The sequence below is a fragment of the Streptomyces sp. NPDC002602 genome (assembly GCF_042889445.1).
GTDB lineage: Bacteria > Actinomycetota > Actinomycetes > Streptomycetales > Streptomycetaceae > Streptomyces.
In genome coordinates, this window is sequence record NZ_JBIAQX010000029.1 from 1 (window position 1) to 25,423 (window position 25,423).

The 25,423-nt window shown below is 73.8% G+C and carries 19 protein-coding genes; 6 read left to right on the forward strand and 13 right to left on the reverse strand.

Annotated features, from left to right (window positions below; translation table 11 throughout):
* Positions 1-91 precede the first annotated feature (91 nt).
* From ACFYW3_RS37505 to ACFYW3_RS37535, 7 genes are all read right to left on the reverse strand, one after another.
* Entirely contained in the window at positions 92-907 is an 816-nt protein-coding gene (locus ACFYW3_RS37505) for a CoA ester lyase (protein ID WP_053682195.1), read from the reverse strand.
* A complete protein-coding gene (locus ACFYW3_RS37510; protein WP_389388818.1) occupies positions 904-2,157 on the reverse strand; it encodes a CaiB/BaiF CoA transferase family protein in 1,254 nt (417 codons plus the stop codon). Before ACFYW3_RS37510 ends, ACFYW3_RS37505 begins: the two co-directional genes overlap by 4 nt.
* Positions 2,154-3,119 (reverse strand): ribokinase, encoded by a 966-nt coding sequence (gene rbsK, locus ACFYW3_RS37515; RefSeq protein WP_389388819.1) that lies wholly within the window; start codon positions 3,117-3,119, stop codon positions 2,154-2,156. The genes ACFYW3_RS37510 and rbsK overlap by 4 nt, the downstream gene beginning before the upstream one ends.
* The gene (locus ACFYW3_RS37520; protein WP_389388820.1) at positions 3,116-4,558 is read right to left on the reverse strand and encodes an ADP-ribosylglycohydrolase family protein; all 1,443 of its coding nucleotides are present in this window, start codon (positions 4,556-4,558) and stop codon (positions 3,116-3,118) included. Before ACFYW3_RS37520 ends, rbsK begins: the two co-directional genes overlap by 4 nt.
* Positions 4,555-5,709, reverse strand: coding sequence for an ADP-ribosylglycohydrolase family protein (locus ACFYW3_RS37525; RefSeq protein WP_351763646.1), 1,155 nt, complete (start codon positions 5,707-5,709; stop codon positions 4,555-4,557). The genes ACFYW3_RS37520 and ACFYW3_RS37525 overlap by 4 nt, the downstream gene beginning before the upstream one ends.
* Positions 5,706-7,157, reverse strand: coding sequence for an ADP-ribosylglycohydrolase family protein (locus ACFYW3_RS37530; RefSeq protein WP_389388843.1), 1,452 nt, complete (start codon positions 7,155-7,157; stop codon positions 5,706-5,708). Before ACFYW3_RS37530 ends, ACFYW3_RS37525 begins: the two co-directional genes overlap by 4 nt.
* 317 nt (positions 7,158-7,474) lie before the next feature.
* On the reverse strand, positions 7,475-8,461 hold the full coding sequence (locus tag ACFYW3_RS37535) for an ADP-ribosylglycohydrolase family protein (protein WP_053680037.1): 987 nt from the start codon (positions 8,459-8,461) through the stop codon (positions 7,475-7,477).
* A 258-nt stretch (positions 8,462-8,719) separates the two neighbouring features.
* Here ACFYW3_RS37535 and ACFYW3_RS37540 point away from each other — a divergent pair, with 258 nt between their 5' ends.
* The 3 genes from ACFYW3_RS37540 (at position 8,720) to ACFYW3_RS37550 (ending at position 15,881) form a co-directional block, all read left to right on the forward strand.
* Positions 8,720-9,451: a VIT1/CCC1 transporter family protein gene (locus ACFYW3_RS37540; RefSeq protein ID WP_351763740.1), complete on the forward strand. Its 732-nt coding sequence runs from the start codon at positions 8,720-8,722 to the stop codon at positions 9,449-9,451.
* A gap of 393 nt (positions 9,452-9,844) precedes the next feature.
* Positions 9,845-14,428: a glutamate synthase large subunit gene (gene gltB, locus ACFYW3_RS37545; RefSeq protein ID WP_389388844.1), complete on the forward strand. Its 4,584-nt coding sequence runs from the start codon at positions 9,845-9,847 to the stop codon at positions 14,426-14,428.
* Positions 14,421-15,881: a glutamate synthase subunit beta gene (locus ACFYW3_RS37550; RefSeq protein WP_351762480.1), complete on the forward strand. Its 1,461-nt coding sequence runs from the start codon at positions 14,421-14,423 to the stop codon at positions 15,879-15,881. Before gltB ends, ACFYW3_RS37550 begins: the two co-directional genes overlap by 8 nt.
* 157 nt (positions 15,882-16,038) lie before the next feature.
* On the opposite strand, the gene ACFYW3_RS37555 is transcribed toward ACFYW3_RS37550, so the two are convergent.
* Both ACFYW3_RS37555 and ACFYW3_RS37560 read right to left on the reverse strand, forming a co-directional pair.
* A complete protein-coding gene (locus ACFYW3_RS37555; protein ID WP_351762478.1) occupies positions 16,039-16,806 on the reverse strand; it encodes a GntR family transcriptional regulator in 768 nt (255 codons plus the stop codon).
* Entirely contained in the window at positions 16,803-17,351 is a 549-nt protein-coding gene (locus ACFYW3_RS37560; RefSeq protein WP_389388821.1) for a GntR family transcriptional regulator, read from the reverse strand. The genes ACFYW3_RS37555 and ACFYW3_RS37560 overlap by 4 nt, the downstream gene beginning before the upstream one ends.
* A 150-nt stretch (positions 17,352-17,501) precedes the next feature.
* On the opposite strand from ACFYW3_RS37560, the gene ACFYW3_RS37565 reads away from it, so the two are divergent.
* Entirely contained in the window at positions 17,502-17,960 is a 459-nt protein-coding gene (locus ACFYW3_RS37565; protein WP_389388822.1) for an ATP-binding protein, read from the forward strand.
* On the opposite strand, the gene ACFYW3_RS37570 is transcribed toward ACFYW3_RS37565, so the two are convergent.
* Complete coding sequence (locus tag ACFYW3_RS37570; RefSeq protein ID WP_389388823.1) at positions 17,908-20,847, reverse strand: AAA family ATPase; 2,940 nt, start codon at positions 20,845-20,847, stop codon at positions 17,908-17,910. The genes ACFYW3_RS37565 and ACFYW3_RS37570 overlap by 53 nt on opposite strands.
* Positions 20,848-20,995: 148 nt before the next feature.
* On the opposite strand from ACFYW3_RS37570, the gene ACFYW3_RS37575 reads away from it, so the two are divergent.
* A complete protein-coding gene (locus ACFYW3_RS37575) occupies positions 20,996-21,673 on the forward strand; it encodes a hypothetical protein (RefSeq protein ID WP_389388824.1) in 678 nt (225 codons plus the stop codon).
* Positions 21,674-22,126: 453 nt separating this feature from the next.
* The gene (locus ACFYW3_RS37580; protein WP_389388825.1) at positions 22,127-23,419 is read left to right on the forward strand and encodes a DUF1906 domain-containing protein; all 1,293 of its coding nucleotides are present in this window, start codon (positions 22,127-22,129) and stop codon (positions 23,417-23,419) included.
* A 24-nt stretch (positions 23,420-23,443) separates the two neighbouring features.
* Here ACFYW3_RS37580 and ACFYW3_RS37585 read toward each other — a convergent pair whose 3' ends face one another.
* The 3 genes from ACFYW3_RS37585 to ACFYW3_RS37595 form a co-directional block, all read right to left on the reverse strand.
* Positions 23,444-23,971, reverse strand: a complete 528-nt coding sequence (locus tag ACFYW3_RS37585; protein ID WP_389388826.1) for a pyridoxamine 5'-phosphate oxidase family protein — start codon at positions 23,969-23,971, stop codon at positions 23,444-23,446.
* A 36-nt stretch (positions 23,972-24,007) separates the two neighbouring features.
* A complete protein-coding gene (locus ACFYW3_RS37590; RefSeq protein WP_389388827.1) occupies positions 24,008-24,736 on the reverse strand; it encodes a vWA domain-containing protein in 729 nt (242 codons plus the stop codon).
* A gap of 93 nt (positions 24,737-24,829) precedes the next feature.
* Positions 24,830-25,417: a PadR family transcriptional regulator gene (locus ACFYW3_RS37595; protein WP_389388828.1), complete on the reverse strand. Its 588-nt coding sequence runs from the start codon at positions 25,415-25,417 to the stop codon at positions 24,830-24,832.
* Positions 25,418-25,423: the final 6 nt, after the last annotated feature.

Genomic DNA, 25,423 nt, shown 5'->3' on the forward strand with positions numbered 1-25,423 from the left:
CGAGGACGTCCGGTACTCGGGAGCCTCTCCGCCTTGCGATGCACGGCACCGGACGACGCGGGCCTGACCGGCAAGATCCGAAAGAGACGGCCTAGACCCGGTCGCCGCGCCGGGAGAGGGTCAGGGTGCGGTGGGCCGCCGCGACCACGGCCGGGTCCACGAACCGGCCGTCGGGGAGGGCCAGCGCGCCCGGGGTGGCCCGGGCGGCGGTGACGATCTCCTCTGCGGCGCTGACCTCTTCCGGGCCGGGCACGTAGGCCCGTTCGATCACCGGGAGCTGGCGCGGGTGGATCGCGGCCCGGCCGAGGAACCCGAGGGCCCGGCCGCGCGCGCAGGAGACGGCCAGCGCCTCCAGGTCCCGGATGTCGGGGAACACCGACTGCGCGGGCGCCACCAGTCCCGCGGCCCGCGCCGCGACCACCACCCGTGAGCGCGGCCAGTCCAGGCCCGCCTCGGCGCTGACGTTCAGGTCGGCCCGCAGGTCCGCCTCGCCGAGGGACAGGCCGTGCAGGGCCGGGTGCGCGCGCGCGATCTCGTACGCCCGCTCCACGCCCAGGGCCGATTCCAGCAGCGCGTACAGGGCCACGCCGCCGGTGCGGTTCGCGACGGCGGTGATCTGCTCGGGGGCGGCGATCTTCGGGAGCCGCAGCGCCGACAGCCCCCGGAGCCCGGTCAGGGCGCTGAGGTCGGCGCCTGCCCACGGCGAGTCCAGGGCGTTCACCCGGACCTGCACGGGCACCGGCGGCCGGTCGGCGAGCAGTTCGGCCGTCGCGGCCCGCGCGTACTCCTTGCGGGAGGCCGAGACCCCGTCCTCCAGGTCGACGATGACGGAGTCGGCCCCCGAGTGCAGGGCCTTCCAGACCACCTCGGGGCGGTCGCCGGGAGCGTACAGCCAGGTGAGGATCACAGGACTCCGTCCTTCGCGAGTGCGGTGATCTCGGCCTGGGTCAGGCCGAGTTCGGTGAGGACGGCCTCGGTGTCCGCGCCGTGGGGGCGGCCCGCCCAGCGGATGGCACCCGGGGTGCCGGACAGCCGGAAGAGCACGTTCTGCATGCGGAGCGGCCCGAGTTCCGGGTCCTCCACCTCGGTGATCGTGTCGAGCGCGGCGTACTGCGGATCGGCCATGACGTCCCGTACGTCGTAGACCAGCGCGACCGCCGCCTGGGCGTCCTCGAACGCGGCGATCACCTCCTCCGCCTTGTACCGGGCGATCCAACCGCCGACCGCCTCGTCGAGCACCCGCGCGTGGGCGGCCCGGCCGGAGCCCGTCGCGAACCAGGGCTCCGCGATCAACTCCGGTCGACCGACCAGCCGCATCACGCGCTCCGCGATGGACTGCGCCGAGGTGGACACGGCCAGCCAGCGCCCGTCCGCGCTGCGGTAGGTGTTGCGGGGCGCGTTGTTCGTGGAGCGGTTGCCCGTGCGCGGCTGGACGAAACCGAGCTGGTCGTACCAGAGCGGGTGCGGGCCCAGCACCGTCAGGATCGGCTCGATGATGGCCAGGTCCACCACCTGCCCCTGCCCGGTGCGGTCCCGGCCGGCCAACGCGGTCATCACGGCGTACGCGGTGGTCAGCGCGGCGACGGAGTCGGCGAGCCCGAACGGAGGCAGGGTCGGCGGGCCGTCCGGTTCCCCGGTGATCGCGGCGAAACCGCTCATGGCCTCGGCGAGGGTGCCGAAGCCGGGGCGGTGGGCGTACGGGCCGTGCTGGCCGAAGGCCGTCACGCGGGCCAGCACCAGCCGCGGGTTGGCGGCGGACAGCTCCGGCCAGCCCAGGCCCCACTTCTCCAGGGTCCCGGGGCGGAAGTTCTCGATGATCACGTCGGCGCCGGCGGCGAGGCGCAGCAGGGTGTTCCGCCCGCCGGGAGTGGACAGGTCGAGGGTCATCGTCCGCTTGTTGCGACCCAGCAGCTTCCACCAGAGGCCGACCCCTTCCTTGGCGGGACCGTGTCCGCGCGAGGGGTCGGGGCGGACCGGGTGCTCGACCTTGACGACCTCCGCGCCGAAGTCCCCGAGGAGGGTGGCCGCCAGCGGGCCGGCGAAGAGGGTGGCCAGGTCCAGGACGCGCAGCCCGGCGAGGGGACCGGCGGCGCCGGGGACCGGGCCGGGGCCGGCGGCGGGCGGGGGCAAAGGCGCGGAGTGGGGTGTCCGGGTCACGAGGCGCTCCCGGTGGCTCGGCCGGCCGCCGCGGCGCTCCCGTCCCCGGGCTCGGGGGCGGTGTCGGGGGCGGTCGCGGCGAAGGCATCGGTCTCGGACCGGGTCGGCATCGAGTCCTGGGCGCCGGGCCGTTGCACGGACAGCGCCGCCGCCGCCGAGGCCCAGCGCAGCGCCTCGGGCATCGGACGGCCCTCCCCGACGGCCACGGCGAGCGCCCCGACGAAGGTGTCGCCGGCGGCGGTGGTGTCCACGGCCCGGACCCGCAGGGCCGGCAGGGCCAGCGGCTCGCGCCCCCGCGCGGCGAACAGCACCCCGGCCCCACCGAGGGTGATCACCACCTGCGGCACGCTGCGCAGGAGCGCCTCGGCCGCCCGGTACGGGTCGGTGAGCCCCGTGAGGGTCGCCGCCTCGTGCTCGTTGGGCACCAGGAGGTCGGTGACGTCGAGGAGTTCGGCGGGCAGGGGTCGGGCGGGCGCCGGGGTGAGGATCGTACGGACGCCGTGGGCGCGGGCGGCGCGGGCCCCGGCGATCACGGCCTCCAGGGGGAGTTCGAGTTGCAGGAGCAGGGAGTCGGCGGAGCCGATCCGGGAGTCGTCGCCCGCCTCCAGCCCGGTGACGCGCGCGTTGGCGCCGGGGATGACGACGATGCTGTTCGCGCCCTCGTCGTCGACGGTGATGTGGGCGGTGCCGCTGGCCCCCTCCACCGTGCGCAGGGCGGCCGTCTCCACGCCGGCCGCGGCGAGCGCGGAGCGCAACCGTACGCCGAACTCGTCCGCGCCGACCGCGCCGATCATCACCACCTCGCCGCCGAGGCGGGCGGCGGCCACGGCCTGGTTGGCGCCCTTTCCGCCGGGGACCGTGTGGAACGCGCGGCCGGTGACGGTCTCCCCGAGGCGGGGCGCCTTGGAGACGTAGGCGACGAGATCCATGTTCGTACTGCCGAGCACGGCGATGGCCGTCATGAGCGGGCTGCCTCCTGAGCGGTGAGGTGGGCGAGGGTGTCGAAGCCGACGCCGTCGAAACCGGGCACGCTGGTGGCGAGACGGTTTCCCAGCGGCGCGGTCCAACGCCGCGGGAGCCGATCGGGCGATCCGGCGAGGAGCCCGGCGAGGGAACCGGCGGTGGCGCCATTGGAGTCGGTGTCCCAGCCGCCGGACACGGCGTTGCAGACGGACCGGGTGAAGTCGCCGTCGGCGTGGGTGAGCGCCGCCGCGATCAGTGCCGTGTTCGGCAGGGAGTGGACCCAGTGGTGGTGGTCGTAGCGGGCGTGGAGGACGTCCACGACCCGGTCGAATTCACGGTGCCGGCCCGCCGTGTCGATGCCGAGGCGGACGGCGTCGGCCAGGCGAGAGCGGGGCGGTACGACGGCCAGTCCGGCCCGCAGCGCGCCGTGCACGTCGCACCGGCCGCCGGCCGCCTCGGCGATGGCGGCGGCGGTGAAGAGCGCCGCGTAGATCCCGTTGCCGGTGTGGGTGAGGGCGGCGTCCCGGTGTGCCTGGGCGGCGGCGGCCACCGGGTCGCCGGGGTTGGTCCAGCCGTGGACGTCGGCCCGGATGAGGGCGCCGATCCACTCGCGGAACGGGTTGTGATGGGTGGCCGAGGCGGGGGGCTCCAGGCCCTGGAGGAGGTTGCGGTAGGCGACGCGCTCGGCGGTGAAGGTCCGGCCTGCGGGGAGTTCGTCGAGCCAGAGCCGTGCCACGTCGGCGGTGGTGAAGGACTTGCCGTGGCGCCGGAGCAGCAGCAGGTTCAGCAGGGGGTAGTTGAGGTCGTCGTCCTCGGGCATGCCGTCGATGTTCTCGGCGAGGGAGGTCGGTGCGGACCTGCGGTTCCAGGGATGCGCGGCCAGCAGCTCCGGCGGGACGCCGCGGGCGGTGAACCAGTCGGACAGCGGCCAGTTGCCGGTGGCGCGGGCCAGGGCCCGGATCCCGTCCAGGGGGAGTTTCTCGACGGGCTTGCCGAGCAGGCACCCGACGGCCCGCCCGAGCCAGGCGGCCTCCAGCCGGGCGACGTGGGTGAGGGCCGGCGGCGGCGCGGGGCGCTCGGCGAGGGTGGCGGGCCGGGGTTCGGGCCGGGGCCGGTCGGCGGGGCGGGTCGGCGGGGGAGCCGGGGGCCAGGTGGAGCGGATGGCGGCCCAGGTCTGCGGCTCGTCGGCGGCCAGCGGCGAGGGCAGCGCGGCGAGTTCGGCCAGGAGACGACCGGCGAGGGCGCGCAGCTCCGGCGGCGCGGGGGCGGCCGAGGCGCCGGCGCGGGCCGGGGCCACACGGCCCCCCGCGTCGAGCCAGGCGCGCAGCAGCGGCCGCGCCTCGCGCCCGTCCTCCGCCGCCTGACGGAACTCGTGCCCGACCAGGTCCTCCGGCTGGACCCAGGTCAGGCGCACCGCGCACGCCGCGGGCCCGGTCACCGCGGCGTCGCGATCTCGGCGAAGGCCGCCTCGTGGGCGCGGCGCCGTTCCCGGTCGCGGTCGAAGACCTCCCGGGCCACCGTCGTCAGCGCGGCCGCCGGCGCGTGCAGGTCCAGCCGGCTGGCCTCCGCCACCTGCTTCGCCCAGCCGGCGGGGACCACGGCCTCGCCGCCCAGGGCGCCGGCCATCGCCCCCGCCATGGTGGCGATGGAGTCGCAGTCCCGGCCGTAGTTGACCGCCCCGAGCACGGACTCCTCGTACGCCCCGTCGGCCACCAGCAGCATGCCCAGCGCGACGGGGAGTTCCTCGATCGAGTGCAGCCGCGAGGGCCGTCGGGCGCCGAGCGAGGGTGTGCGGTAGTCCGGGCCCACCGAGTCGTACGGGGCCACCGCCGCCCGCAGGGGGGCCAGCGCCGACTCGAAGTCCCGGTGGCGCGCGGCCACCTCGCACACCGCCGCGATGGCCTCCCGGGTGCCGTCCTTCGCCAGCGACAGGGCCGTCTCGACGACCGAGGCCGCGCTCGCGCCCGGTACGCACGCCGCCGCCACCGCGGCCGCGAACACGCCCGCCGCCTCCCTGCCGTACGAGGACTGGTGCGCGCCCGCGACGTCCAGCGCCTCCGCGTACGCGGCGGCCGGATGGCCCGCGTTGACCAGCCCGACCGGGGCCATGTACATCGCGGCGCCACAGTTGACGATGTTGCCGACGCCGGCCTCGCGGGGGTCCGTGTGGGCGTAGTGGATCCGGGTCACGATCCACTTCTCGGCCAGGAAGATCCGCTGGAGGGGCAGGGCCTCGGCTTCGAGTTCCGGGATCCAGCGGGGGTTCGTCATGAGGTCCGGGACGAGGTGGTCGGCGACCGCGTACGCGTCCAGGTGGTCCCGCACGCTCTCGTAGACCCGGACCAGCGCGTGCGTCATGAGGGTGTCGTCGGTGACGTGCCCGTCGCCCTTGTGGTACGGCGCGATGGGGCGGGCGGTGCGCCAGTCCTCGTACCAGGGGCCGACGATGCCGTGCACCCGGCCGCCGTGCCGTTCGACGATCCGGTCCGGGGACCAGCCCTCCACCGGGCCTCCCAGGGCGTCGCCGACGGCGGCGCCGATCAGGGAGCCGGCCACGCGGTCGTCGAGGGAGAGGGGAGCGTGCGTCATGTCCGAATCATCCCTTGGGGGTTGGAGTTTTTGGGGGAGGTGAGCTCCGTACGGGTGAGCAGCGCGGCGAGTTCGACGAGATCGGTGCCGGCGAGGCGGGGCAGCGCGCAGCCGGACAGGGTGCGGCAGGCCTCCCGCCAGGCGGGCGGGAGACAGTCGCCGCCCCCGAGGGCGCCGGCGAGGGCGCCGGCCAGGGCGGGGGCGGAGTCGGCGACACGGGAGAGGCAGGCGGCCGCCGGGACGGCCTCGGAGACCTTGCCGCGGGCCGCGGTGGCCAGGGCGAGGGCGACCGGGACGGTTTCGGCGGCGGCGATTCCGTAGCTGTACACGTGGTCGACGATCTGGTGTTCCAGCAGCGGGACGATGGCGAAGGCGCCGCCGTCCGGATCGGTGCGGGCGAGCTTGAGGGCGTGGCGGGCGTTGCGGCCGATCTCGGTGGAGGCGGGCAGTTGTTCGAGAGCGGCGTCCACGGCGGCGTCGGTGTCCGCGCCGGCGAGTGCGGTGGCGATGGCGGCGGCCATGGCGCGGGCGCCGTGCACCCCGTCGCCGTCCTGGGTGTACCGGGCGTCGAACTCCGCGAGGTCGGCCGCCGCGCGGGGGTCCCCGGGGTGGACGACGGCCAGGACGCAGGCGCGGACGCAGGCGGCGTCGTCGAAGTAGTGCGGGTTGTCGTGGCCGGTGGCGGGCGGGCGCAGGCCGGCGGCGAGGTTGCCGAGGCCGGCGCGGACGGAGATCCGGGCGCGCAGGGGCAGTACGGCCGACTCGACCTCGGGGGCGCGCTCGGCCGCCGCCGCGACCTCGGAGGCCAGGGCGTTCCACGCCAGGTCGATGGCCGCACGCATCCGGCGGGACCGGCTGAGGTCGCTGAGCAGCACCCCGGCAGCCGTCAGCACGGACTCGGCGGCGAAGGCGGCCCACTCGGCGTCGTCGGACGGGCCCAGGCGCAGCGGCTCCGGGGGCTGGTTGAGGGCGATCGGGACGGGGAGCGTGGTGGTGGCGTTCTGCTCGGCGAAGGTGTCGAGTTCGCGGGTGAGGCGGCGGGTCCACTCGGGCATCCGGCTGGCCCGGTGTCGGGCGGCGGGCCAGCCGGCCGCGTCGCCCGCGGCGAGACCGAGGAGCAGCCCCTCGATACGGCGCGGCCCGCTCGGCCCCGCCGGGGTGGAGGCGGTGCCGGTCGCCTCCGCGGGGGGCGGGGCGGCGAGGGCGGTGGTGCGCGGCCCGGCGGGCGGCGCCTCGGCCGGGGGGTGCCCGGGGTGCCCGCCCCGAGGGCCCCGGCCCGCGACCGTGCCCGGCGGGGGCGGACCCCCGAGCCCCGCGGGCGGGGTCGCGGCGCCCGGGACGGGGACGGGGACGGGGACGGGGGCGGAGACGGGGACGGGGACGGGAGCGAGGGCCGCGACGGGGACGGGAACGAGGGCGGGAGCGGGGGCCGCGACGGGGTCGGAGATGGGGACGGGAGCGAGGCCCGCGACGGGGTCGGCGGCGGGGGCCGCGACGGGAACGGGGACGAGGGCGGGAGCGGGGGCCGCGACGGGGTCGGAGACGGGGACGGAAACGGGGACGAGGGCCGCGGCGGGGACGGGAACGGGGTCGGCGGCGGGGGCGGGGGCCAGCGGGGGTGTGGCCTCGGCGGGCCGATCCGGTGCGGGCGGGCCGGCGGGAGGGTGGGGGCGGCCCGCTTCCGTGGGGGAGGTGGGCGGGGACGTGGGACCGGAGCCGCGCGTCCCGGTGGGCTCGGCCGAGTCCGGGGTGTAGGGGGAAGGGCTCATCGGGGGGTCTCGGCTTCCGGGGTGAGGAGGTCCGCGATGTCCAGGACGTGGTAGCCCCGCATCGAGGGGAGGCAACTGCCCCGGACCGGGCCGATCGCCGCCGCCCAGTCGGCGGGGATGGAGGGGATGCCGGACATGGCGCCGGCCAGGGCGCCCGCCACGGCGGCCGTGGTGTCGGCGTCCCGGCCCATGTTCACGGCCGTCAGGACGGAACCGGGGAAGTCCCCGCGACAGGCGGCGAAGGCGCCGAACGCCAGCCCCACGGCCTCGGGGGCCAGGTCCGTCCACGGGTAGCCGCCGATGACCACCGCCGAGCGCACCGCCCGTTCGCCGCGCGGGGCGGCGGTGACGGCCCGGCGCAGGGAGCGGGCCGTCCAGGAGTCGGACGGGATGACGGACAGGGCCGCCGAGACCACGGAGGCGGGCGAGCCGCCGGCCATGGCCGCCGCGACGCCCGCGGCGACGGCCTGGCCCCCGTAGATGCCCTCCCCGTCGTGGCTGACGGAGCCGTCGATGGCGACCAGTCGGGCGGCCTCCGCGGGCCGGCCCGCGGCGAAGACGCCGAACGGGGCGGCCCGCATGGCCAGTCCGTCGGACCAGGCGTGGCGGTGCTGCGCCGAGATGGGGGCCGCGAGCCCCCGGCGGAGGTTCTCCAGCGTGCCGCGTTCGGAGAAGCCGGCCCCCCGGAACGGGCCCTCGTCCAGGTCGGCGATCCAGTGGTGCCAGGCCCGCTCGACGTGGGCCACGGTCAGCGCGGAACCGTGCCGGGCCAGCAGCAGGCCCGAGAAGATCGCGTACTCGGTGTCGTCCGTGCCCGCGGGGTCCTCGGACACGAAGCCCTCGATCCGACCCCACTTCGCCCGGATCTGCGAAGGCTTCATGTTCTCCGCCGGGGCTCCCAGCGCGTCACCCACCGCGAGCCCCAGAAGAGCGCCCCGGGCTCGTTCGAGGAGGACCTGCGGATTGCATGCAATCAGCTCCATGGCGCGCCTCTCCACTTGATGGGACTCATGATGAGCCCTTGGGGGATTTGTGCCATGGCATGTGGTTTGTCGCTTGCCGCGAAACACCACCCGAACGCTCTCGTCACCCGGTCGCCGACCCACGAAACCGCAGGTAAGTACGGCCTTCCTTGCCGGCGGAGAGCGAAAATCGTGCGTAGGTTCGAGGTGTTCAGGGGGAGTGGGTTTCTGCGCGTCGCCTTCGCGCGCCCACTCGCAGGAAAAGGGGAGATACGCCGCATGTCCATCATCGACACCGAAGCGCCGCTGCACACCGCCCACCGCGACAACCACACCCACCGTGACGTCAACGGCGGATGGCTGCGGCCGGCCGTGTTCGGGGCGATGGACGGACTGGTCTCCAACATCGCCCTGATGACCGGAGTGGCGGGCGGCGCGGTCGCGCCGCAGACGATCGTCATCACCGGCCTCGCCGGTCTGGCCGCCGGCGCCTTCTCGATGGCCGCCGGCGAATACACCTCGGTCGCCTCGCAGCGCGAACTGGTCCTGGCGGAGCTCGACGTGGAGCGTCAGCAACTGCGCAAGCACCCGATCGACGAGATGGAGGAGTTGGCCGAGCTCTACGTGTCGCGCGGCGTCGCCCCCGCCCTGGCCCGCGAGGTGGCGATGCAGTTGTCCCGCGACCCGGAGCAGGCGCTGGAGATACACGCCCGCGAGGAGCTGGGCATCGACCCCGACGACCTTCCGTCGCCGCTGGTCGCGGCCGTGTCGTCCTTCGGGTCGTTCGCGCTGGGCGCGCTGCTCCCCGTACTCCCCTACCTGCTCGGCGCGACCGCGCTGTGGCCCGCCGTCCTGCTGGCAATGGTCGGACTCTTCGCCTGTGGCGCGGTCGTCGCCCGGGTCACCGCCCGCTCCTGGTGGTACAGCGGACTGCGGCAGCTCGTCCTGGGTGGCGCGGCCGCCGGTGTGACGTACATCCTGGGAACCTGGATCGGCGGCGCCATAGGCTAACCGGCGCGGGAGTGAGACACTATGCGGTACACAACATAAGTAGTCCGTTACCCGGCGGTTTCGATTCCGTGTCCGCGGGGCATCAGGACAGGGCGTCGGGCAATGGTGCCCGCTCCGTGCCGGGACAGCCGCGGCCCGTGACGCGTCCACAGATGTTCATGAGATCCAAGGGACCTCCCGGCAGGCCCCTTCTCCCCCTTCGGGCATGTCCGCATGTTGGAATGCGATATCCGCTTCTCGGGATTGCCGTCATCATGTAACCTGCACGAAATTTTGCAGAGGGCCAACGTCGTCCCTCGGCCATGCACATATGCCACGACGACGACGGGAGAGCCGATGCGTTCCGCATCCACGCACTCCGCGACCGGCCTCAGCACCACCGCCTGGTCGCCCATGGACGGTCGCCCCGCCCAGCAGGGCATGTACGACCCGCGCAACGAGCACGACGCCTGCGGCGTCGGCTTTGTGGCCAACCTCAGCGGCGAGGCCGGCCACACGCTGGTCGAACAGGCGCTGACCGTATTGCGGAACCTCGAACACCGCGGCGCCACCGGCTCCGAGCCCGACTCGGGCGACGGCGCCGGAATCCTGTCCCAGGTGCCGGACGCCTTCCTGCGCGAGGTGGCCGGTTTCGAGCTCCCCGAGGCCGGCGCGTACGCCGTCGGCATCGCCTTCCTCCCCGCCGACGGCACCGCACAGGCCGTCGCCGTGGAACGCATCGAGGCCATCGCCGTCGAGGAGAACCTCACGGTCCTCGGCTGGCGCGAGGTCCCGGTCACCCCGGACCTGCTCGGCAACGGCGCCCGCGCCACCATGCCCGCCTTCTCGCAGCTCTTCGTCACCGGGGGTACCGCCCAGGCCGAAGGCTCTGGGGGAGGGGCGAGCGGCATCGAGCTGGACCGCAAGGCGTTCGTGCTGCGCAAGCGCGCCGAGCGCGAGGCCGGCGTGTACTTCCCGTCGCTGTCCGCCCGCACCATCGTCTACAAGGGCATGCTGACCACCGGCCAGCTGGAGCCCTTCTTCCCCGACCTGTCCGACCGTCGCTTCGCGTCGACGCTCGCCCTGGTCCACTCCCGGTTCTCGACGAACACCTTCCCGTCCTGGCCGCTCGCCCACCCGTACCGCTTCGTCGCGCACAACGGCGAGATCAACACGGTCAAGGGCAACCGGAACTGGATGAAGGCCCGCGAGTCCCAGCTCGCCTCGGACGTCTTCGGCGAGGGCAACCTCGACCGGATCTTCCCGATCTGCACCCCCGACGCCTCCGACTCGGCCTCCTTCGACGAGGTCCTGGAGCTGCTCCACCTCGGCGGCCGGTCGCTCCCGCACAGCGTGCTGATGATGATCCCGGAGGCGTGGGAGAACCACGCGTCCATGGACCCGGACCGCCGCGCCTTCTACCAGTACCACTCCACGATGATGGAGCCCTGGGACGGCCCGGCCTGCGTCACCTTCACCGACGGCACCCAGGTCGGCGCGGTCCTCGACCGCAACGGTCTGCGCCCCGGCCGCTACTGGGTCACCGACGACGGCCTCGTCGTCCTCGGCTCCGAGGTCGGCGTGCTCGACATCGACCCGGCCAAGGTCGTCCGCAAGGGCCGCCTGCAGCCCGGCAAGATGTTCCTCGTCGACACCGCCCAGAAGCGGATCATCGAGGACGACGAGATCAAGGCCGAACTGGCCGGCGCCGCCCCCTACGCCGAATGGCTGGAAACGGGCGAGATCGAGCTCGAAGACCTTCCCGAGCGCGAGCACATCGTCCACACCCACGCCTCGGTCACCCGCCGCCAGCAGACCTTCGGCTACACCGAGGAAGAGCTGCGCATCATCCTCGCGCCGATGGCCCGCACCGCCGGCGAGCCGCTCGGCTCCATGGGCACGGACTCCCCGATCGCGGCCCTGTCCGAGCGCCCCCGGCTGCTCTTCGACTACTTCACTCAGCTCTTCGCGCAGGTCACCAACCCGCCGCTGGACGCCATCCGCGAGGAGCTCGTCACCTCGCTGCTGTCCTCGGTGGGCCCGCAGGGCAACCTGCTGGAGCCGACCGCCGCGTCCTGTCGCAGCGTCACCCTGCCCTTCCCGGTGATCGACAACGACGAGCTGGCCAAGCTGATACACGTCAACGCCGACGGCGACATGCCGGGCATGAAGGCCGCCACGCTCTCCGGCCTCTACCGGGTCTCCGGCGGCGGCGAGGCACTCGCCGCCCGCCTGGAGGAGATCCGCGGCGAGGTCGACGCGGCCATCGAGAACGGCGCCCACCTGATCGTCCTCTCGGACCGTCACTCGGACGCCGAGCACGCGCCGATCCCGTCGCTGCTGCTCACCGCCGCCGTGCACCACCACCTCATCGCCACCAAGCAGCGCACCCAGGTGGGTCTGCTGGTCGAGGCCGGCGACGTCCGCGAGGTCCACCACGTCGCGCTGCTCATCGGCTACGGCGCCGCCGCCGTCAACCCGTACCTCGCCATGGAGTCCGTCGAGGACCTGCTGCGCGCCGGTACCTTCCTGTCCGGCCTGGAGCCGGAGCAGGCCATCAAGAACCTGATCTACGCGCTCGGCAAGGGCGTCCTGAAGGTCATGTCCAAGATGGGCATCTCCACGGTCGCCTCGTACCGCGGCGCCCAGGTCTTCGAGGCCGTCGGCCTCGACCAGGAGTTCGTCGACACCTACTTCGGCGGCACCGCCACCAAGATCGGCGGCGCCGGACTCGACGTCGTCGCCAAGGAGGTGGCCGCCCGCCACGCCAAGGCGTACCCGGTCTCCGGCATCGCCGCCACGCACCGCGCACTGGAGATCGGCGGCGAGTACCAGTGGCGCCGCGAGGGCGAGCCGCACCTGTTCGACCCGGACACGGTCTTCCGCCTCCAGCACGCCACGCGCAACCGCCGGTACGACATCTTCAAGCAGTACACCGACCGGGTGAACGAGCAGTCCGAGCGGCTGATGACGCTCCGCGGACTCTTCGGGTTCAAGACCGGCGAGGCGGGCGACCGGCCCTCGATCCCCGTCGAGGAGGTCGAGTCCGTCGCCGACATCGTCAAGCGCTTCTCCACCGGCGCCATGTCGTACGGCTCCATCTCCAAGGAGGCGCACGAGACCCTCGCCATCGCCATGAACCAGTTGGGCGGCAAGTCCAACACCGGTGAGGGCGGCGAGGACCCGGACCGCCTGTACGACCCGGCGCGCCGCTCGTCCATCAAACAGGTCGCCTCCGGCCGCTTCGGCGTCACCAGCGAGTACCTGGTCAACGCGGACGACATCCAGATCAAGATGGCGCAGGGCGCCAAGCCCGGCGAGGGCGGCCAACTGCCCGGCCACAAGGTCTACCCGTGGGTCGCCAAGACCCGGCACTCCACCCCGGGCGTCGGCCTGATCTCCCCGCCCCCGCACCACGACATCTACTCCATCGAGGACCTGGCCCAGCTGATCCACGACCTCAAGAACGCCAACCCGGCGGCCCGCATCCACGTGAAGCTGGTCTCCGAGGTCGGCGTCGGAACGGTCGCCGCGGGCGTCTCCAAGGCCCACGCGGACGTCGTCCTCATCTCCGGCCACGACGGCGGAACGGGCGCCTCGCCGCTCACCTCGCTCAAGCACGCGGGCGGCCCCTGGGAGCTCGGCCTCGCCGAGACCCAGCAGACCCTGCTGCTCAACGGGCTGCGCGACCGCATCGTGGTCCAGACGGACGGCCAGCTCAAGACCGGCCGCGACGTCGTCATCGCCGCGCTGCTCGGCGCCGAGGAGTTCGGTTTCGCGACCGCGCCGCTCGTCGTCTCCGGCTGCGTCATGATGCGCGTCTGCCACCTGGACACCTGCCCCGTCGGCATCGCCACCCAGAACCCGGTCCTGCGCGACCGCTTCTCCGGCAAGCCCGAGTTCGTCGTCAACTTCTTCGAGTTCATCGCGGAGGAGGTGCGCGAGATCCTCGCCGAGCTGGGCTTCCGCACCATCGAGGAGGCCGTCGGTCACGCCGAACTCCTCGACACCAGCAAGGCCGTCACGCACTGGAAGGCCCAGGGCCTCGACCTCGAGCCCCTCTTCCACGTGCCCGAGCTGCCCGAGGGCGCGGTCCGCCACGCCCTGATCGAGCAGGACCACGGCCTGGAGAAGGCGCTCGACAACGAGCTGATCAAGCTCGCCGGCGACGCCCTGAACGCCGCCACGGCCGAAGCGGCCCAGCCGGTCCGCGCCCAGGTCGCGATCCGCAACATCAACCGGACCGTCGGCACCATGCTCGGCCACGAGGTCACCAAGAGGTTCGGTGGAGCGGGCCTGCCCGACAACACCATCGACCTGACCTTCACCGGTTCGGCCGGCCAGTCCTTCGGCGCCTTCCTGCCGCGCGGCGTGACGCTGCGCCTGGAGGGCGACGCCAACGACTACGTCGGCAAGGGCCTCTCCGGCGGCCGAGTCGTGGTCCGCCCGGACCGCGGCGCCGACCACCTCGCCGAGTACTCCACCATCGCCGGCAACACCATCGGCTACGGGGCCACCGGCGGCGAGATGTTCCTGCGCGGCCGAACCGGCGAACGCTTCTGCGTCCGCAACTCCGGCGCCCTCGTCGTCTCGGAGGGCGTGGGCGACCACGGCTGCGAGTACATGACGGGCGGCCAGGCCGTCGTCCTGGGCGAGACGGGCCGCAACTTCGCGGCCGGCATGTCGGGCGGCACCGCGTACGTCATCGACCTCGACCCGAACAACGTCAACGTCGGCAACGCCGGCGCCGTCGAGACCACCCTCTCCGACACCGACAAGCAGTGGCTGCACGACGTGGTGCGTCGCCACGAGGAGGAGACCGGCTCGACCGTGGCCGCGAAGCTCCTCGCCGACTGGTCCGTCGCGGTGGACCGCTTCAGCAAGATCATCCCGACCACGTACAAGGCAGTGCTCGCCGCCAAGGACGCCGCCGAGCTGGCCGGACTCTCGGAGTCCGAGACCACCGAGAAGATGATGGAGGCGGCGATCAATGGCTGACCCGAAGGGCTTCCTCACCACCCCGCGCGAGACCGCCTGTTCCCGTCCCGTGGCCGAGCGGCTGGAGGACTGGAACGAGGTCTACGTTCCGGGCTCGCTGCTCCCGATCATCAGCAAGCAGGCCGGCCGCTGCATGGACTGCGGCATCCCGTTCTGCCACAACGGCTGTCCCCTCGGGAACCTGATCCCGGAGTGGAACGACTTCGCGTACCGCGAGGACTGGGGCGCGGCGTCCGAGCGCCTGCACGCCACGAACAACTTCCCGGAGTTCACCGGCCGACTGTGCCCGGCCCCGTGCGAGTCGGCGTGCGTCCTCGGCATCAACCAGCCCGCCGTCACGATCAAGAACGTCGAAGTCTCGATCATCGACAAGGCCTGGGACAACGGCAACGTCACCCCCCAGCCGCCCGAGCGGCTGTCCGGCAAGACGGCCGCCGTCATCGGCTCCGGCCCGGCGGGTCTCGCCGCGGCCCAGCAACTGACCCGGGCCGGCCACACCGTGGTCGTGTACGAGCGCGCCGACCGCGTCGGCGGCCTGCTGCGCTACGGCATCCCCGAGTTCAAGATGGAGAAGGTGCACATCAACCGCCGCATCGAGCAGATGCGCGCGGAAGGCACCAAGTTCCGCACGGGCATCGAGGTCGGCCGCGACATCACGGCCACCGACCTGCGCAAGCGGTTCGACGCGGTCGTCATCGCGGCCGGCGCCACCGTCTCCCGCGACCTGCCGGTCCCCGGGCGAGAGCTCAAGGGCATCCACTTCGCCATGGAGTACCTGCCGCTCTCCAACAAGGTGCAGGAGGGCGACTTCGTCGCCCCTCCGATCACCGCCGAGGGCAAGCACGTCGTCGTCATCGGCGGCGGCGACACCGGCGCGGACTGCGTGGGCACCGCCCACCGCCAGGGCGCGGCCTCGGTCACGCAGTTGGAGATCATGCCCAAGCCGGGCGAGGAGCGGAACCCCAACCAGCCCTGGCCGACCTTCCCGATGCTGTACAAGGTCACCTCGGCCCACGAGGAGGGCGGCGAGCGGGTCTACTCCGTCTCCACCACCCACTTCGAGGGCGACGAGGACGGCAACGTCCAGTCCCTGCACCTCGTCGAGGTCGCCTTCGAGGACGGCAAGCTCGTCCAGAAGGCGGGCACCGAACGCGTCCTCCCGGCGCAACTGGTCACCCTCGCCATGGGCTTCACCGGCACCGACCAGGAGAACGGTCTGGTCCAGCAGTTCGGCCTGGACCTCGACGCGCGCGGCAACATCGAGCGCGACGCCTCGTACGCGACCAACGTGGGCGGCGTCTTCGTCGCCGGCGACGCCGGCCGCGGCCAGTCGCTCATCGTCTGGGCCATCGCGGAGGGCCGCTCGGCCGCCCGCGGCGTGGACCGCTTCCTGACGGGCGCCAGCGCCCTGCCGTACCCGGTCAAGCCGACGGACCGTTCCATCACCGTGTAGTACCGACGGTGCACCCTCCCCCGGGCCTTCCGGGGGAGACCCCTCATACGGCCCGTACAACGACGTACGGAAACCCGACACCGCGCCCGCCATGTCCCCGACCAGGGATGGCGGGCGCTGTGGCGTTCCCGGGGGGCGGTGGGTCCGGGGAGGGATGTCAGTCGGCGGTGAACTCGTACTGGAGCTCGTACAGGTGTCCGGCCTTCACCATGACGGTGACTTCGACGGGCCGGTCGCCCGCGCCGTACACCGTCCGCAGGGTACGGAGCACCGGCAGATCGCCGGGCAGCCGAAGGGCCGCGTACTGCTCCTGCGTCGCGACCCGGGCGGACACCCGGTCCACGCTGCGGCACGGCGGGAATCCGAGGGCCGCGAGCAGCGTCGGGGTGCCGCCACGGACACGGCGCTGGTCGGCGAGGGCGGTGCCGCGAGCGATGTCCGTAGGGTAATGGGACGTCACCAGTTCGGCGGGCTCGCCGTCCACGCTGATCAACTGGCGGCGGCATACCGCAAGAGCGCCCTCGGGGAGGGCGAGGGCTTCGGCGATGTCGCCGGTGACGGGCGTTTCCTCCACCCCCAGCAGGGTGCTGCGCGCCACCGAGGGGCGCTCGGCGACCGTGGCGAGCCACGGGTATGCCGCCCCGTCATCGGCCTTGGCGAGGGAGAGCGCAGGACGGACGGTGCGTTGCCGGTTCTCCCTCACGGTCACGGCCGCACCCGCCCGGCCGACGGCCAGCCCCTCGTCCTTCAGGAGCTGGACCGCCTTCTGGATCGTGGCGTTGGAGGCGTCGAACCGGTCCTTCAGTCGGGCGGTCGAAGGCAGTTTCCCACCCGGGGCGATGGCGCCGCTCATGATCTCGTCGCGCAGATCGGCTGCGATCCGGACATGCAATGGTCGGTGGTCGAGCCCGTCGGTGTCGGTCACGCGCTGTCGATCCCCATCTCGTACCGCAACTGCTGGCGGCCTCCCGGCATGAGCATCACGTCCGCCTGGATCGGGCGGTCCGCCGCGTTGTACGTGGTGCGGGCCAGGCACAGGAGCGGCTCAGCCGGGGCGAGGCGGAGGATCGCTCGCTCTTCCGCGCCGGCCGGGCGCGCGGTCACGTCCTCCACCACGCGCACGCCTACGTGCCCGAGGGCGGCGAGGAGGGTCACAGCGCCGCCGCGGATCTTCGCGCCGGCTGCCAGCGGGGTGCCGGCCGCGATGTCGGCGGGGTAATAGGTGTCCGTCAACTCGGTCGGCTCGCCGTCGAGTTCGATGATCCGGCGGCGTACGACCACCATCGGTTCGCCGGTCAGGCCGAGCATCCGGGCGACATCCTTCGGGGCGGGGACCTCCCCGGCGTACAGGATGCGCTGCCCGCCCCGCCGGCCTGCCTTCGCGCCCTCTTCGGTCCAGGCGTCCGTGTCCCCGACGGCACGCGGGGTCAGGTACGGCATCGACGTGCTGGTCCATCCGCTCCCGCTCACGCTGCCTCCCGTGCGTTCGACTCGCCCTGTCACCACCCACGTTAAGCGACGGTCTTGCTGGTTCCTACTCTCGCAAACCTTGCTGCTTTTCGCGAATAGCGATACGTTCAGTGCCGTCGTGACAGCACAGCGTCAAGGCGGTGGGGTGCCATGTCCCTGTCCAGGCAGCAGCAATTCCCTCGGGCTCGCACGTCGGTGCGCGCAGCCCGGCGGTTCGCGGACGACACGCTCGCCGTGTGGGGCATTTCCGATCGACTCGACGACGTCCGACTCTGCACGTCCGAACTCGCCGCGAACGCGGTGCTGCACGGTGTTCCGCCGGGGCGGGAGTTCTCGGTGCGGCTCGTGCGGGAGGGCGGCGTTCTGTGGATCGAGGTACGTGACAGCGGACCGGGGTGGCCGGTCGTGCGACGTGCCGGTGGAGACGATCGGGGTGGCAGGGGCCTGTGGTTGGTCAATGCTGTGGCCGACGCGTTCGAGGTTCGTGGCGAAGTTGTCGGCAAGACGGTTCGGGTCGGCTTCGGGTCGGGTTCCGGGCAGGCGGGCGAGGAGTGCGTCAGCGGGGCGTCGAGCGGGCCGTCAGGGCGGCCAGGGCCGAGCGGCTGGTGACGCCCGTCTTGTGGAAGATGTGCGACAGGTGGGTGTCGACCGTGCGGGGGCTCAGCCGCAGGCGCGCGGCGATCACCGGGGTGGTGAGGCCCTCCGCGACCAGGGCGGCGATCTGCTGCTCGCGCCGGGTGAGGGCGGGGAAACCGGGGCCGCCGGTGGGCCCGGACGCGGGGGGAACCGCGGCCCGGGCAGGGCTCGCGGCGGTTGACACCGGGGCCCGCGCAGAGCCCGCCGCGGGTGACGCCGACGCCGGGTCGGGGGCCGTCGCGGATGCGGTCGGCGGTTCGGGGGTCGGGGGGCGGACGAGGTCCGCGAGGCCCGTCAACAGCCCGGCGCCGCCCGCCGCGGCCAGCCGGTGGCCCTGCTCCCACAGCGGCGCGGCCGCCGCCGCGTCGGCCGTCAGGGAGGCCCCGAACAGCAGCGACAGCGCCTCCCACAGGGTGGCGCCCGAACGCCCCGCCTCCTCGGCCGCCTGTACGAACCGCCGCGCCGCCCCGGCCGCGTCGCCCCGGCCCACCAGGACCTGCCCCTCGCCGCGCAGCGCCGCCGCCCGCTGGGCGGGCAGGTCGAGCAGGTCCGCGTCCCGGCGGGCCCGGGCGGCCCACGCCTCGGCGGCGGGCAGGTCGCCGTCGGCGACGGCGGCGGTGACCAGGGCCTCCAGGAACAGGGGCCGCATGGACGGCTGGAGCGCGGCCAGGTCCGGTCCGCCGCCGGCCCGCAGCATCGCGGACCGGGCCCGCCGGGGATCGCCCCCGTGCAGCGCGGCGTAACTCAGGACGCACCACGCGAGGGAGGCCCACCAACTGGTCCGGGGGCCGGTCGCGGCGACGGCCTCCTCGGCGACGGTCAGCGAGGTCCGGTCGCCGGGCGGCAGAGCGGCGATCAACACCTGCGCCTTGTTCGACAGGACGAGCGCGAGCAGTTCGTCGCTCCCGATCCCGCGGGCGATGCTCTCGGCCTCGTCGGTCAGTTCCAGCGCCGACCCCAGCCGGCAGGTGGTCATGTGGACGATGGCCTTGCAGAGCAGCAGGTGCGGCAGCAGGTGCAGGGGGCCGCTGCGCCGGGCGATGGCCAGCCCCCGGTCGGCGTGCCGTTCCGCGTCGGTGTACCGCTCCAGGTAGAACTCGGCCCAGCCCAGCCGGGCCAACGGTTCGCACAGGTCGGCGAGGTCCCGGTCGGTGAGCGCGTCCACCCGGGCCCCGGCGCGGTCGGTGAACTCCCGGGCGGACGCCAGGTTCCCCTCGTACGCCTCGCCGAGCGCCGCGATGGCCAGCGCCGTGGCCGCCGCCGGCTCGTTGCCGAGGGTCCGGGCCAGCTCGAAGGTGCGCTGTACGTCGGCCCGTACGGTCGGGTAGGCCGAGGCGTGCGGGGCGGACGAGCCGAGCTCCAGGCCGAGGGCCACCGCGTCGGCCGGTCCGGGCGCGGGGGTACGGGACAGCTCGCGCCGCAGCAGCGACACGGCGGCCGGGTAGTGCCCGAGGTGGCGTTCCATCGAGGCGCACAGGGTGACGGCCGCCGCGCGCACCCCGCCGTCGTCGCCCTCGGGCACCTCGGCGATCACCTCGTGCAGCAGGTCCCGGCTCTCCCGTAACGCGCCGCAGACGCTCAACGCCCGGGCCCGCCGCAGCCGCAGCTCCCGGCGGCGCACGGCGTTCCCGGGCGTGTCCGGGAGGACCCGCAGCACCACCTCCAGCCAGTGCGCGCAGCTCGCGGGGGCCGTGGTCGCGGACTGCTCGGCCGCGTCGAGCAGCACGGCCGCGAGGTCGGGGTCCCAGCGGGCGGCGAGCGCCCGTTCCACGTGGTGGGCCCGGACGGCGGCCGAGGCACCGGCCCCGGCCAGCGCCTCGGCCGCCCGCCGGTGCATACCGGTACGACGCCGGTGTTCGGTGTTCTCGTGGATCACCGTCCGCAGCACGGGATGGCGCAGCGACCAACTGTCGCCCGGCCCGGGCCGCAGCAGGTCGCGGCGGGCCAGCGCGGCCAGGTCGGCGTCGAGCCGGGCCATGTCGGGCACGGCCGCCGTCAACGCCAGCAACGGCGCCGTGGCCTGGTCCCCGAGCACGGCGACGGCCTCGGCGGTACGCCGCTGCGCGGTGGTGAGCGGGGTCAGTTCGTCGAGGAGCAGCGCGGCGAGCCCGCCGTCGGGGACGGCCGCGCCGGCCTGCCCCTGGAGCAGCGTCAGGAAGTACAGCGGGTTGCCCTCGCTGGCGGCGTACAGCCGGGCGGCCCGGGCGGGCGCCAGTCCGGGTGCGAGGTCGGGCGCGAGCCGGGCGACGCAGGCCTCCTCGGGGAGCGGTCCGAGGTCCAGGCGCAGGACGGCGGCGGTGTCCACGCCCCGGGTGAGCGCGGCGGTGAGCGAGGGCGAGGTCTGCCGGTCCCGCCGGGCCACGGCGATGATCACCGGGGTGCGCGGGGGATGCCGTACGAGGTGGTCGAGCAGCTCCAGCGAGGCCGGGTCCGCCCAGTGGAGGTCGTCGAGGGCGATGAGCAGGCCCGGTCCGCCGCGGCCCAGGCGGGTGAGCAGGCGTCCCGTCGCCCGGTGCACGGCGAACCGTTCGGCGTCCGCGCCGATCCCGCCCGCGTCCACCCCGTACAGGACGGGAGCGGCGGCCGCGGCGTCCGGCCCGTCCGGCGGCCCCGCGTCGAGGTCGGTGAAGGCGTCGGTGAACACCCCGAACGGGATGTGCCGCTCGAACTCGGCCGCCCGGCCGCGCAGTACGGTCATGCCCCGGTCGGCGGCCCGCGCGCACAGCTCCGTCAGCAGGCGGCTCTTGCCGATGCCCGCAGCGCCCGTGAGGTCGACGACGGCGGGGGCGCCGCCGTCGAGCACCTCGACCAGGTGCCGGAGTTCGGCGGCCCTCCCGACCAGTGGAGTCCTGCGCATCATCAGCCCCCCGAGTCGGCGCCGGCCAGGACCGGTACACCCGGATTGTCTCCCGTGCGCGCGGCTTACGTAGGTGGTTCCACGGATGTGGGACGGACGGCGGGCTGTCACGCTCGAAATCGACTCCGGCTGTGTCTGACGAGGAGGCCGCATGCGTCGATTACGCGTACTCGTGGTTGCGTCCCTGACCTTACCCGCGCTCGCGCTCGCGGGCTGCGGAGGGCACGGGTCGCCCCGGTCCCTGCCCTCCGATCCGCTCGTGCCGAGCGCGGCGACCTCCTCCACCGCCGCACCGACGCCCACACCCTCCCCGACGCCCACCCCCACACCCACGCCGACCCCGACGTGCACGGTCACCTCCGGCATGGGCCCGGACGAGAAGGCCGCCTACCTCAAGGCCCTCAGGAGCAAGGACCGCCCGGACTACAGCGCCCTGTTCATGACGGACACCGGGGTCTACCTGAGCCTGAAGGACGGCAAACGCCCCTGCGAGGCGGTGGAGGTGAAGATCGGCCACTTCCGCGTCGACATGACCCGCGCCACCGGCAGGCCGGGCTACTCCTACTCCTACAAGCCGATCAACACGGTCATCGTCAAGGTCGGGCCCCGCGACGGGTTCGCCCCGGGGAGCGTCCCCCCGCCGCCGGAGGGATGCGGGGGAACGCTGTCCGTCCTGTACGTCGGTGACGAGATCACCGAGGACGACCTGCCGGACGGACTGCGGCTCCCGAGCGCCGATTCCTCGATCGACTGGACGCTGGTCGTGCTCACCGCGGACCGCGCCCTCGACGGGGTCTTCCAGCCGCCGGCCGGCGTACGGAACTGCTGAGCCGGCCCGGCGGGACGGCGCGCCGTGGGGGTGTGCGTCGACCGCCGGGCCACGGGGCCGCTCCTCGGCGGGGGAGCGGGAAACACGACGGGCGGTACCGCTGGGGGGCGGTACCGCCCGTCGTGACGGGCCGCCGTGACGGGACATACCACCCGTCGTGACGGGACGTCGTGGCGCCCGCCGTGACGGGCCGTACCGCCCGCCGTGACGGGACGTCGCACCGCCCGCCGTGACGGGGCCGGGCCCGGTTCGCTCGTGCGGGTGACGCGTCGCGGGAGCCGCGCGGGCGCCGGTCCCGCCGGACGCGGGCCGGCCACCGGTCCGGGCTTCGGCGGCCGGATCCGGGAGGCGCGGGCGCCGCCGCCCGGGCGGGTCCGACCGTAGGCCGTACGGCCCATGTGCGGCCGATCGCGGCGCAGTTGAGGGCACCCGCCGTCTGGTACCTCTGGCCCCATGCCCTCCCGAATGCTGCTGCTGCGCTGTCTGCTGGGCGCCGCCCTGCTCATGCCCGCCCAGGCCGCGGTCGCCGTCACCGCCCCCGGCGGCGAAGGACGCACCGTCGACTACCGCGGGCTGCGGCTCACCGTCCCCGCCGACTGGCGGGTCGTCGACCTCGACCGGACCCCCGACGCCTGCCTGCGCCTCGACCGGCCCACGCTGTACCTCGGCCACGCCGGGACCCAGGCCGAATGCACCGGCCGAGCCGCCGTCACCCGCGCCGACACCCTGCACCTGGAGCCACTCGACGGGGCCCCGCCGCGCGCCGACGTCCCCACCCTGAAGGCGAACCCCGGGGCGCCGCTCCCGCGGACCGGGAGCGACAGCAACGAGCTGCGGTACGCGCTGCGCGGCTCCGGGGTGATGGCCACCGTCTCGTACGGCACCGGGCCCGACACGGTACGCGGCCTCCTGGAGCGGGCCCGCCGCACGCCCGCCGGTGCCCCCAGGACGGTCGTGGACGTGGTGACCGCCGCCCTGCCGGCGCCCCGCAGCGCCCAGGAACCTTTCACCGGCCTCGGCTTCGACGCCTGCACCGCCCCGACCCAGTCGGCGATGACGGCCTGGCGGCAGGGCTCGCCCTTCGGCGCCGTCGGCGTGTACATCGGCGGCCTGGCCCGGGCCTGCGCGCAGCCGCAACTGACCTCCGGCTGGGTCCGCGGGCAGACCGAGGCGGGCTGGCACCTGATGCCGATCTGGGTGGGCCCGCAGCCCTGGCGCAGCAACACCACCGGGCTGTCCACCGACCCCTCCCGGGCCAACGAGCAGGGCATCGCCGCCGCCGAGGGCGCCGCCGGCGCGGCGCGGTCACTGGGCCTGGGGTCGGGCACGCTCCTCTACAACGACCTGGAGCACTACACCGATCGGGCCACCTGGGACGCACCGGTCGTGGCCTACCTCACCGCCTGGACGGTGCGGTTGCACGAGCTGGGGTACAAGTCGGCGGCCTACGTGCACGCGGCCTCCGGGGTGCCGGCGCTGAGCGCGCACCACCATCAGGCGCCGCAGGCCATGCCGGACGTGCTGTGGGTGGCCCGGTGGAACCTCTCGGCGAGCGTCTCGGACGCCGACATGGGCCTGTCCACCGGGACGACCAAGTGGGCGGGCCGGCGCCGGGCCCACCAGTTCCGCGGCGGTCACGACGCCACGTACGGCGGGGTGACGATCAACATCGATCGCAGTTGGATCGACGTCGATCCCCGCCTCCTCGCCGTCCCCGGGACGATCGGGCTCGGTCCCCTGGCCTGAAGGGCGTCCGGCCCGAGGGGCGTCTCAGCCGGCGGGGGAGTCCCCGGCCGGGTCCTCGCGCGCCGGCTCGTCGTCGTTGCCCCGGCGCAGGGTGTGGACGCCGCGCTCCGGGGTCCACGTCCGCACCACCAGGTCGTCGCCCTCGACGGTGATCCGCACGATCTCCGTCAGGTCGGCGTGGAAGAGGTGGAAGGGGTGCGGGGTCTCGGTCTCCTCCGCGTACCGGTGGAGTTCCGGCGGGTCCACCAGCTCCAGCGCCCGCCCGGAGATCCGGACGTCCCCGCCCTCCATCTCCTCGCCGGGGCCCGGATTGGAGTGCAGCGCGAACCGGGGGTCGCGCTGGAGGTCCCTGGCCTTCATGGAACCGGCCATCATGCCGAGCCACAGTTCCCCGCCGCGGATGTCCACGTTCAGCCCGGCCAGTCGGGGCGAGCCGTCCTTGCGGAGGGTGCCGAGGACGTGGTGCGGATACCGCGCGAAGCGGGCCCGGACGGCCGCCGCGAACTCCGGCTCCGCCGTCTCGAACACGGCCCAGTTGTTCGTCGTCGTCATCCCTCCATCCAAGCGCGGATCGCGCGCCGCCGCCGCTCAGACGCGCAGGATGCCGGCCTCCCGGGCCGCCGCCAGCCAGGACGGGAACTCCGCGACCAGCCGGTCGTACAGCACGTCGTCCGGGACCCGGCGCGGGTCCTCGCCGGCGTGGAAGTAGCCCGCGTTGTCGACGACCCGCTTCGCGGGGACGGGGAGTTCGTCGAGGCGGCGCAGGAAGTCGAACTGGGTGCTGCGGGTGTTGCCGAAGCCGATGAACTGCCAGAACAGCGGCAGCCGGGCGGCCTTGCAGAGGTACCGCTCCGCCAAGGCCTTGTTGATCGGGCCGCCGTCCGTCTGGAACACGACCAGGGCGGGGTCCGCGGCACCGGACTCCAGGTAGTGGTCGATCACCCCGTCCATCGCCAGGTGATAGGCGGTCTGGCCCATGTGGCCGAGCCCGTCGGCGATCTCGGTGACCCGCCCCTCGTGTCGGCCGAGCACGACCTCCTCCACGGCGTCTATCTCCGTGGAGAAGAAGACCACCGGGACCCGCCCGTCGTCGTCCAGGTGCGCTGACAGCCCCAGCACACGGTCGGCCAGGGCCTGGACGCTTCCGTCGCGGTAGTACGGCCTCATCGATCCGGAGCGGTCCAGTACCAGATAGACCGCGGCGCGCTCTCCCTCCAGTCCGTGCTTGCGGAGGGATATGCCGGCGCTCTTGTACAGGTTCACGAGCGCCGGAGCCGTCTCTCGCATCTTCCCGAGACTGATCGCGCTGCCGGTCATACGGCCGAGATTACGGCAGTACCCGACGCTGTGAGCCCGATTCGGGCGGCCGGCCGCGGGCGCACCCCACCGCCTTCGCGCGTTCCGGCGGCCCTACGGCCGTGTGCCGCGCTCCGTCGCGAGTGCCTCGATGTCGTCGAGCATCGCGGCCGCCAGGTCGCGTTCGGAGGCGTAGTACCGCTCGGCCCACTTGAGGGTCAGCGTCGGGTAGGCCCAGGAGGCCTCCTGCTCGGCCGCTTCCGCGTCCGCCACCGCACCGCGGCGCATCGTCTCCGCGAAATCCCTTTGCCGTAGCAGGACTTCGCGCATCTGCTCCGGCTCCAGCAGGTGGCCGAGCCACAGTCGGAGCATGGGTCCGTGCTTGAGCACCGGCGGGTCGACCGGCGCCTCGCGCGCCCATTCCCGTACGGCCGTCATGCCTTCGTCGGTGATCCGGTACACGCGTTTGTCGCGGGTGCCGGTCTCCTGGGCGACCAGGCGCGAGGAGGCGTATCCGGCCTTCTCCAGCCGCTTGAGTTCGCTGTAGATCTGGCTGAAGGACGGGCTCCAGTAGAAGAAGCGCAGCGACCCGTCCGACCACTTCTTCAGGTCGTAGCCGGAGAGCTCCTCGCCGAAGGAGAGCAGCCCGAGCACTGCCCAGCCGGTCGCGGGGAGGGGGCGCTTGTTCGTCTCGTCTGCCACGCGGCG

Coding starts and splice junctions, on each gene's coding strand:
- gltB (WP_389388844.1), top strand. CDS start 9,845: ATGGACGGTCGCCCCGCCCAGCAGGGCATGTACGACCCGCGCAACGAG.
- ACFYW3_RS37565 (WP_389388822.1), top strand. CDS start 17,502: ATGTCCCTGTCCAGGCAGCAGCAATTCCCTCGGGCTCGCACGTCGGTG.
- rbsK (WP_389388819.1), bottom strand. CDS start 3,119: ATGACGGCCATCGCCGTGCTCGGCAGTACGAACATGGATCTCGTCGCC.
- ACFYW3_RS37575 (WP_389388824.1), top strand. CDS start 20,996: ATGCGTCGATTACGCGTACTCGTGGTTGCGTCCCTGACCTTACCCGCG.
- ACFYW3_RS37550 (WP_351762480.1), top strand. CDS start 14,421: ATGGCTGACCCGAAGGGCTTCCTCACCACCCCGCGCGAGACCGCCTGT.
- ACFYW3_RS37570 (WP_389388823.1), bottom strand. CDS start 20,847: ATGATGCGCAGGACTCCACTGGTCGGGAGGGCCGCCGAACTCCGGCAC.
- ACFYW3_RS37590 (WP_389388827.1), bottom strand. CDS start 24,736: ATGACCGGCAGCGCGATCAGTCTCGGGAAGATGCGAGAGACGGCTCCG.
- ACFYW3_RS37585 (WP_389388826.1), bottom strand. CDS start 23,971: ATGACGACGACGAACAACTGGGCCGTGTTCGAGACGGCGGAGCCGGAG.
- ACFYW3_RS37525 (WP_351763646.1), bottom strand. CDS start 5,709: ATGACGCACGCTCCCCTCTCCCTCGACGACCGCGTGGCCGGCTCCCTG.
- ACFYW3_RS37535 (WP_053680037.1), bottom strand. CDS start 8,461: ATGGAGCTGATTGCATGCAATCCGCAGGTCCTCCTCGAACGAGCCCGG.
- ACFYW3_RS37540 (WP_351763740.1), top strand. CDS start 8,720: ATGTCCATCATCGACACCGAAGCGCCGCTGCACACCGCCCACCGCGAC.
- ACFYW3_RS37580 (WP_389388825.1), top strand. CDS start 22,127: ATGCCCTCCCGAATGCTGCTGCTGCGCTGTCTGCTGGGCGCCGCCCTG.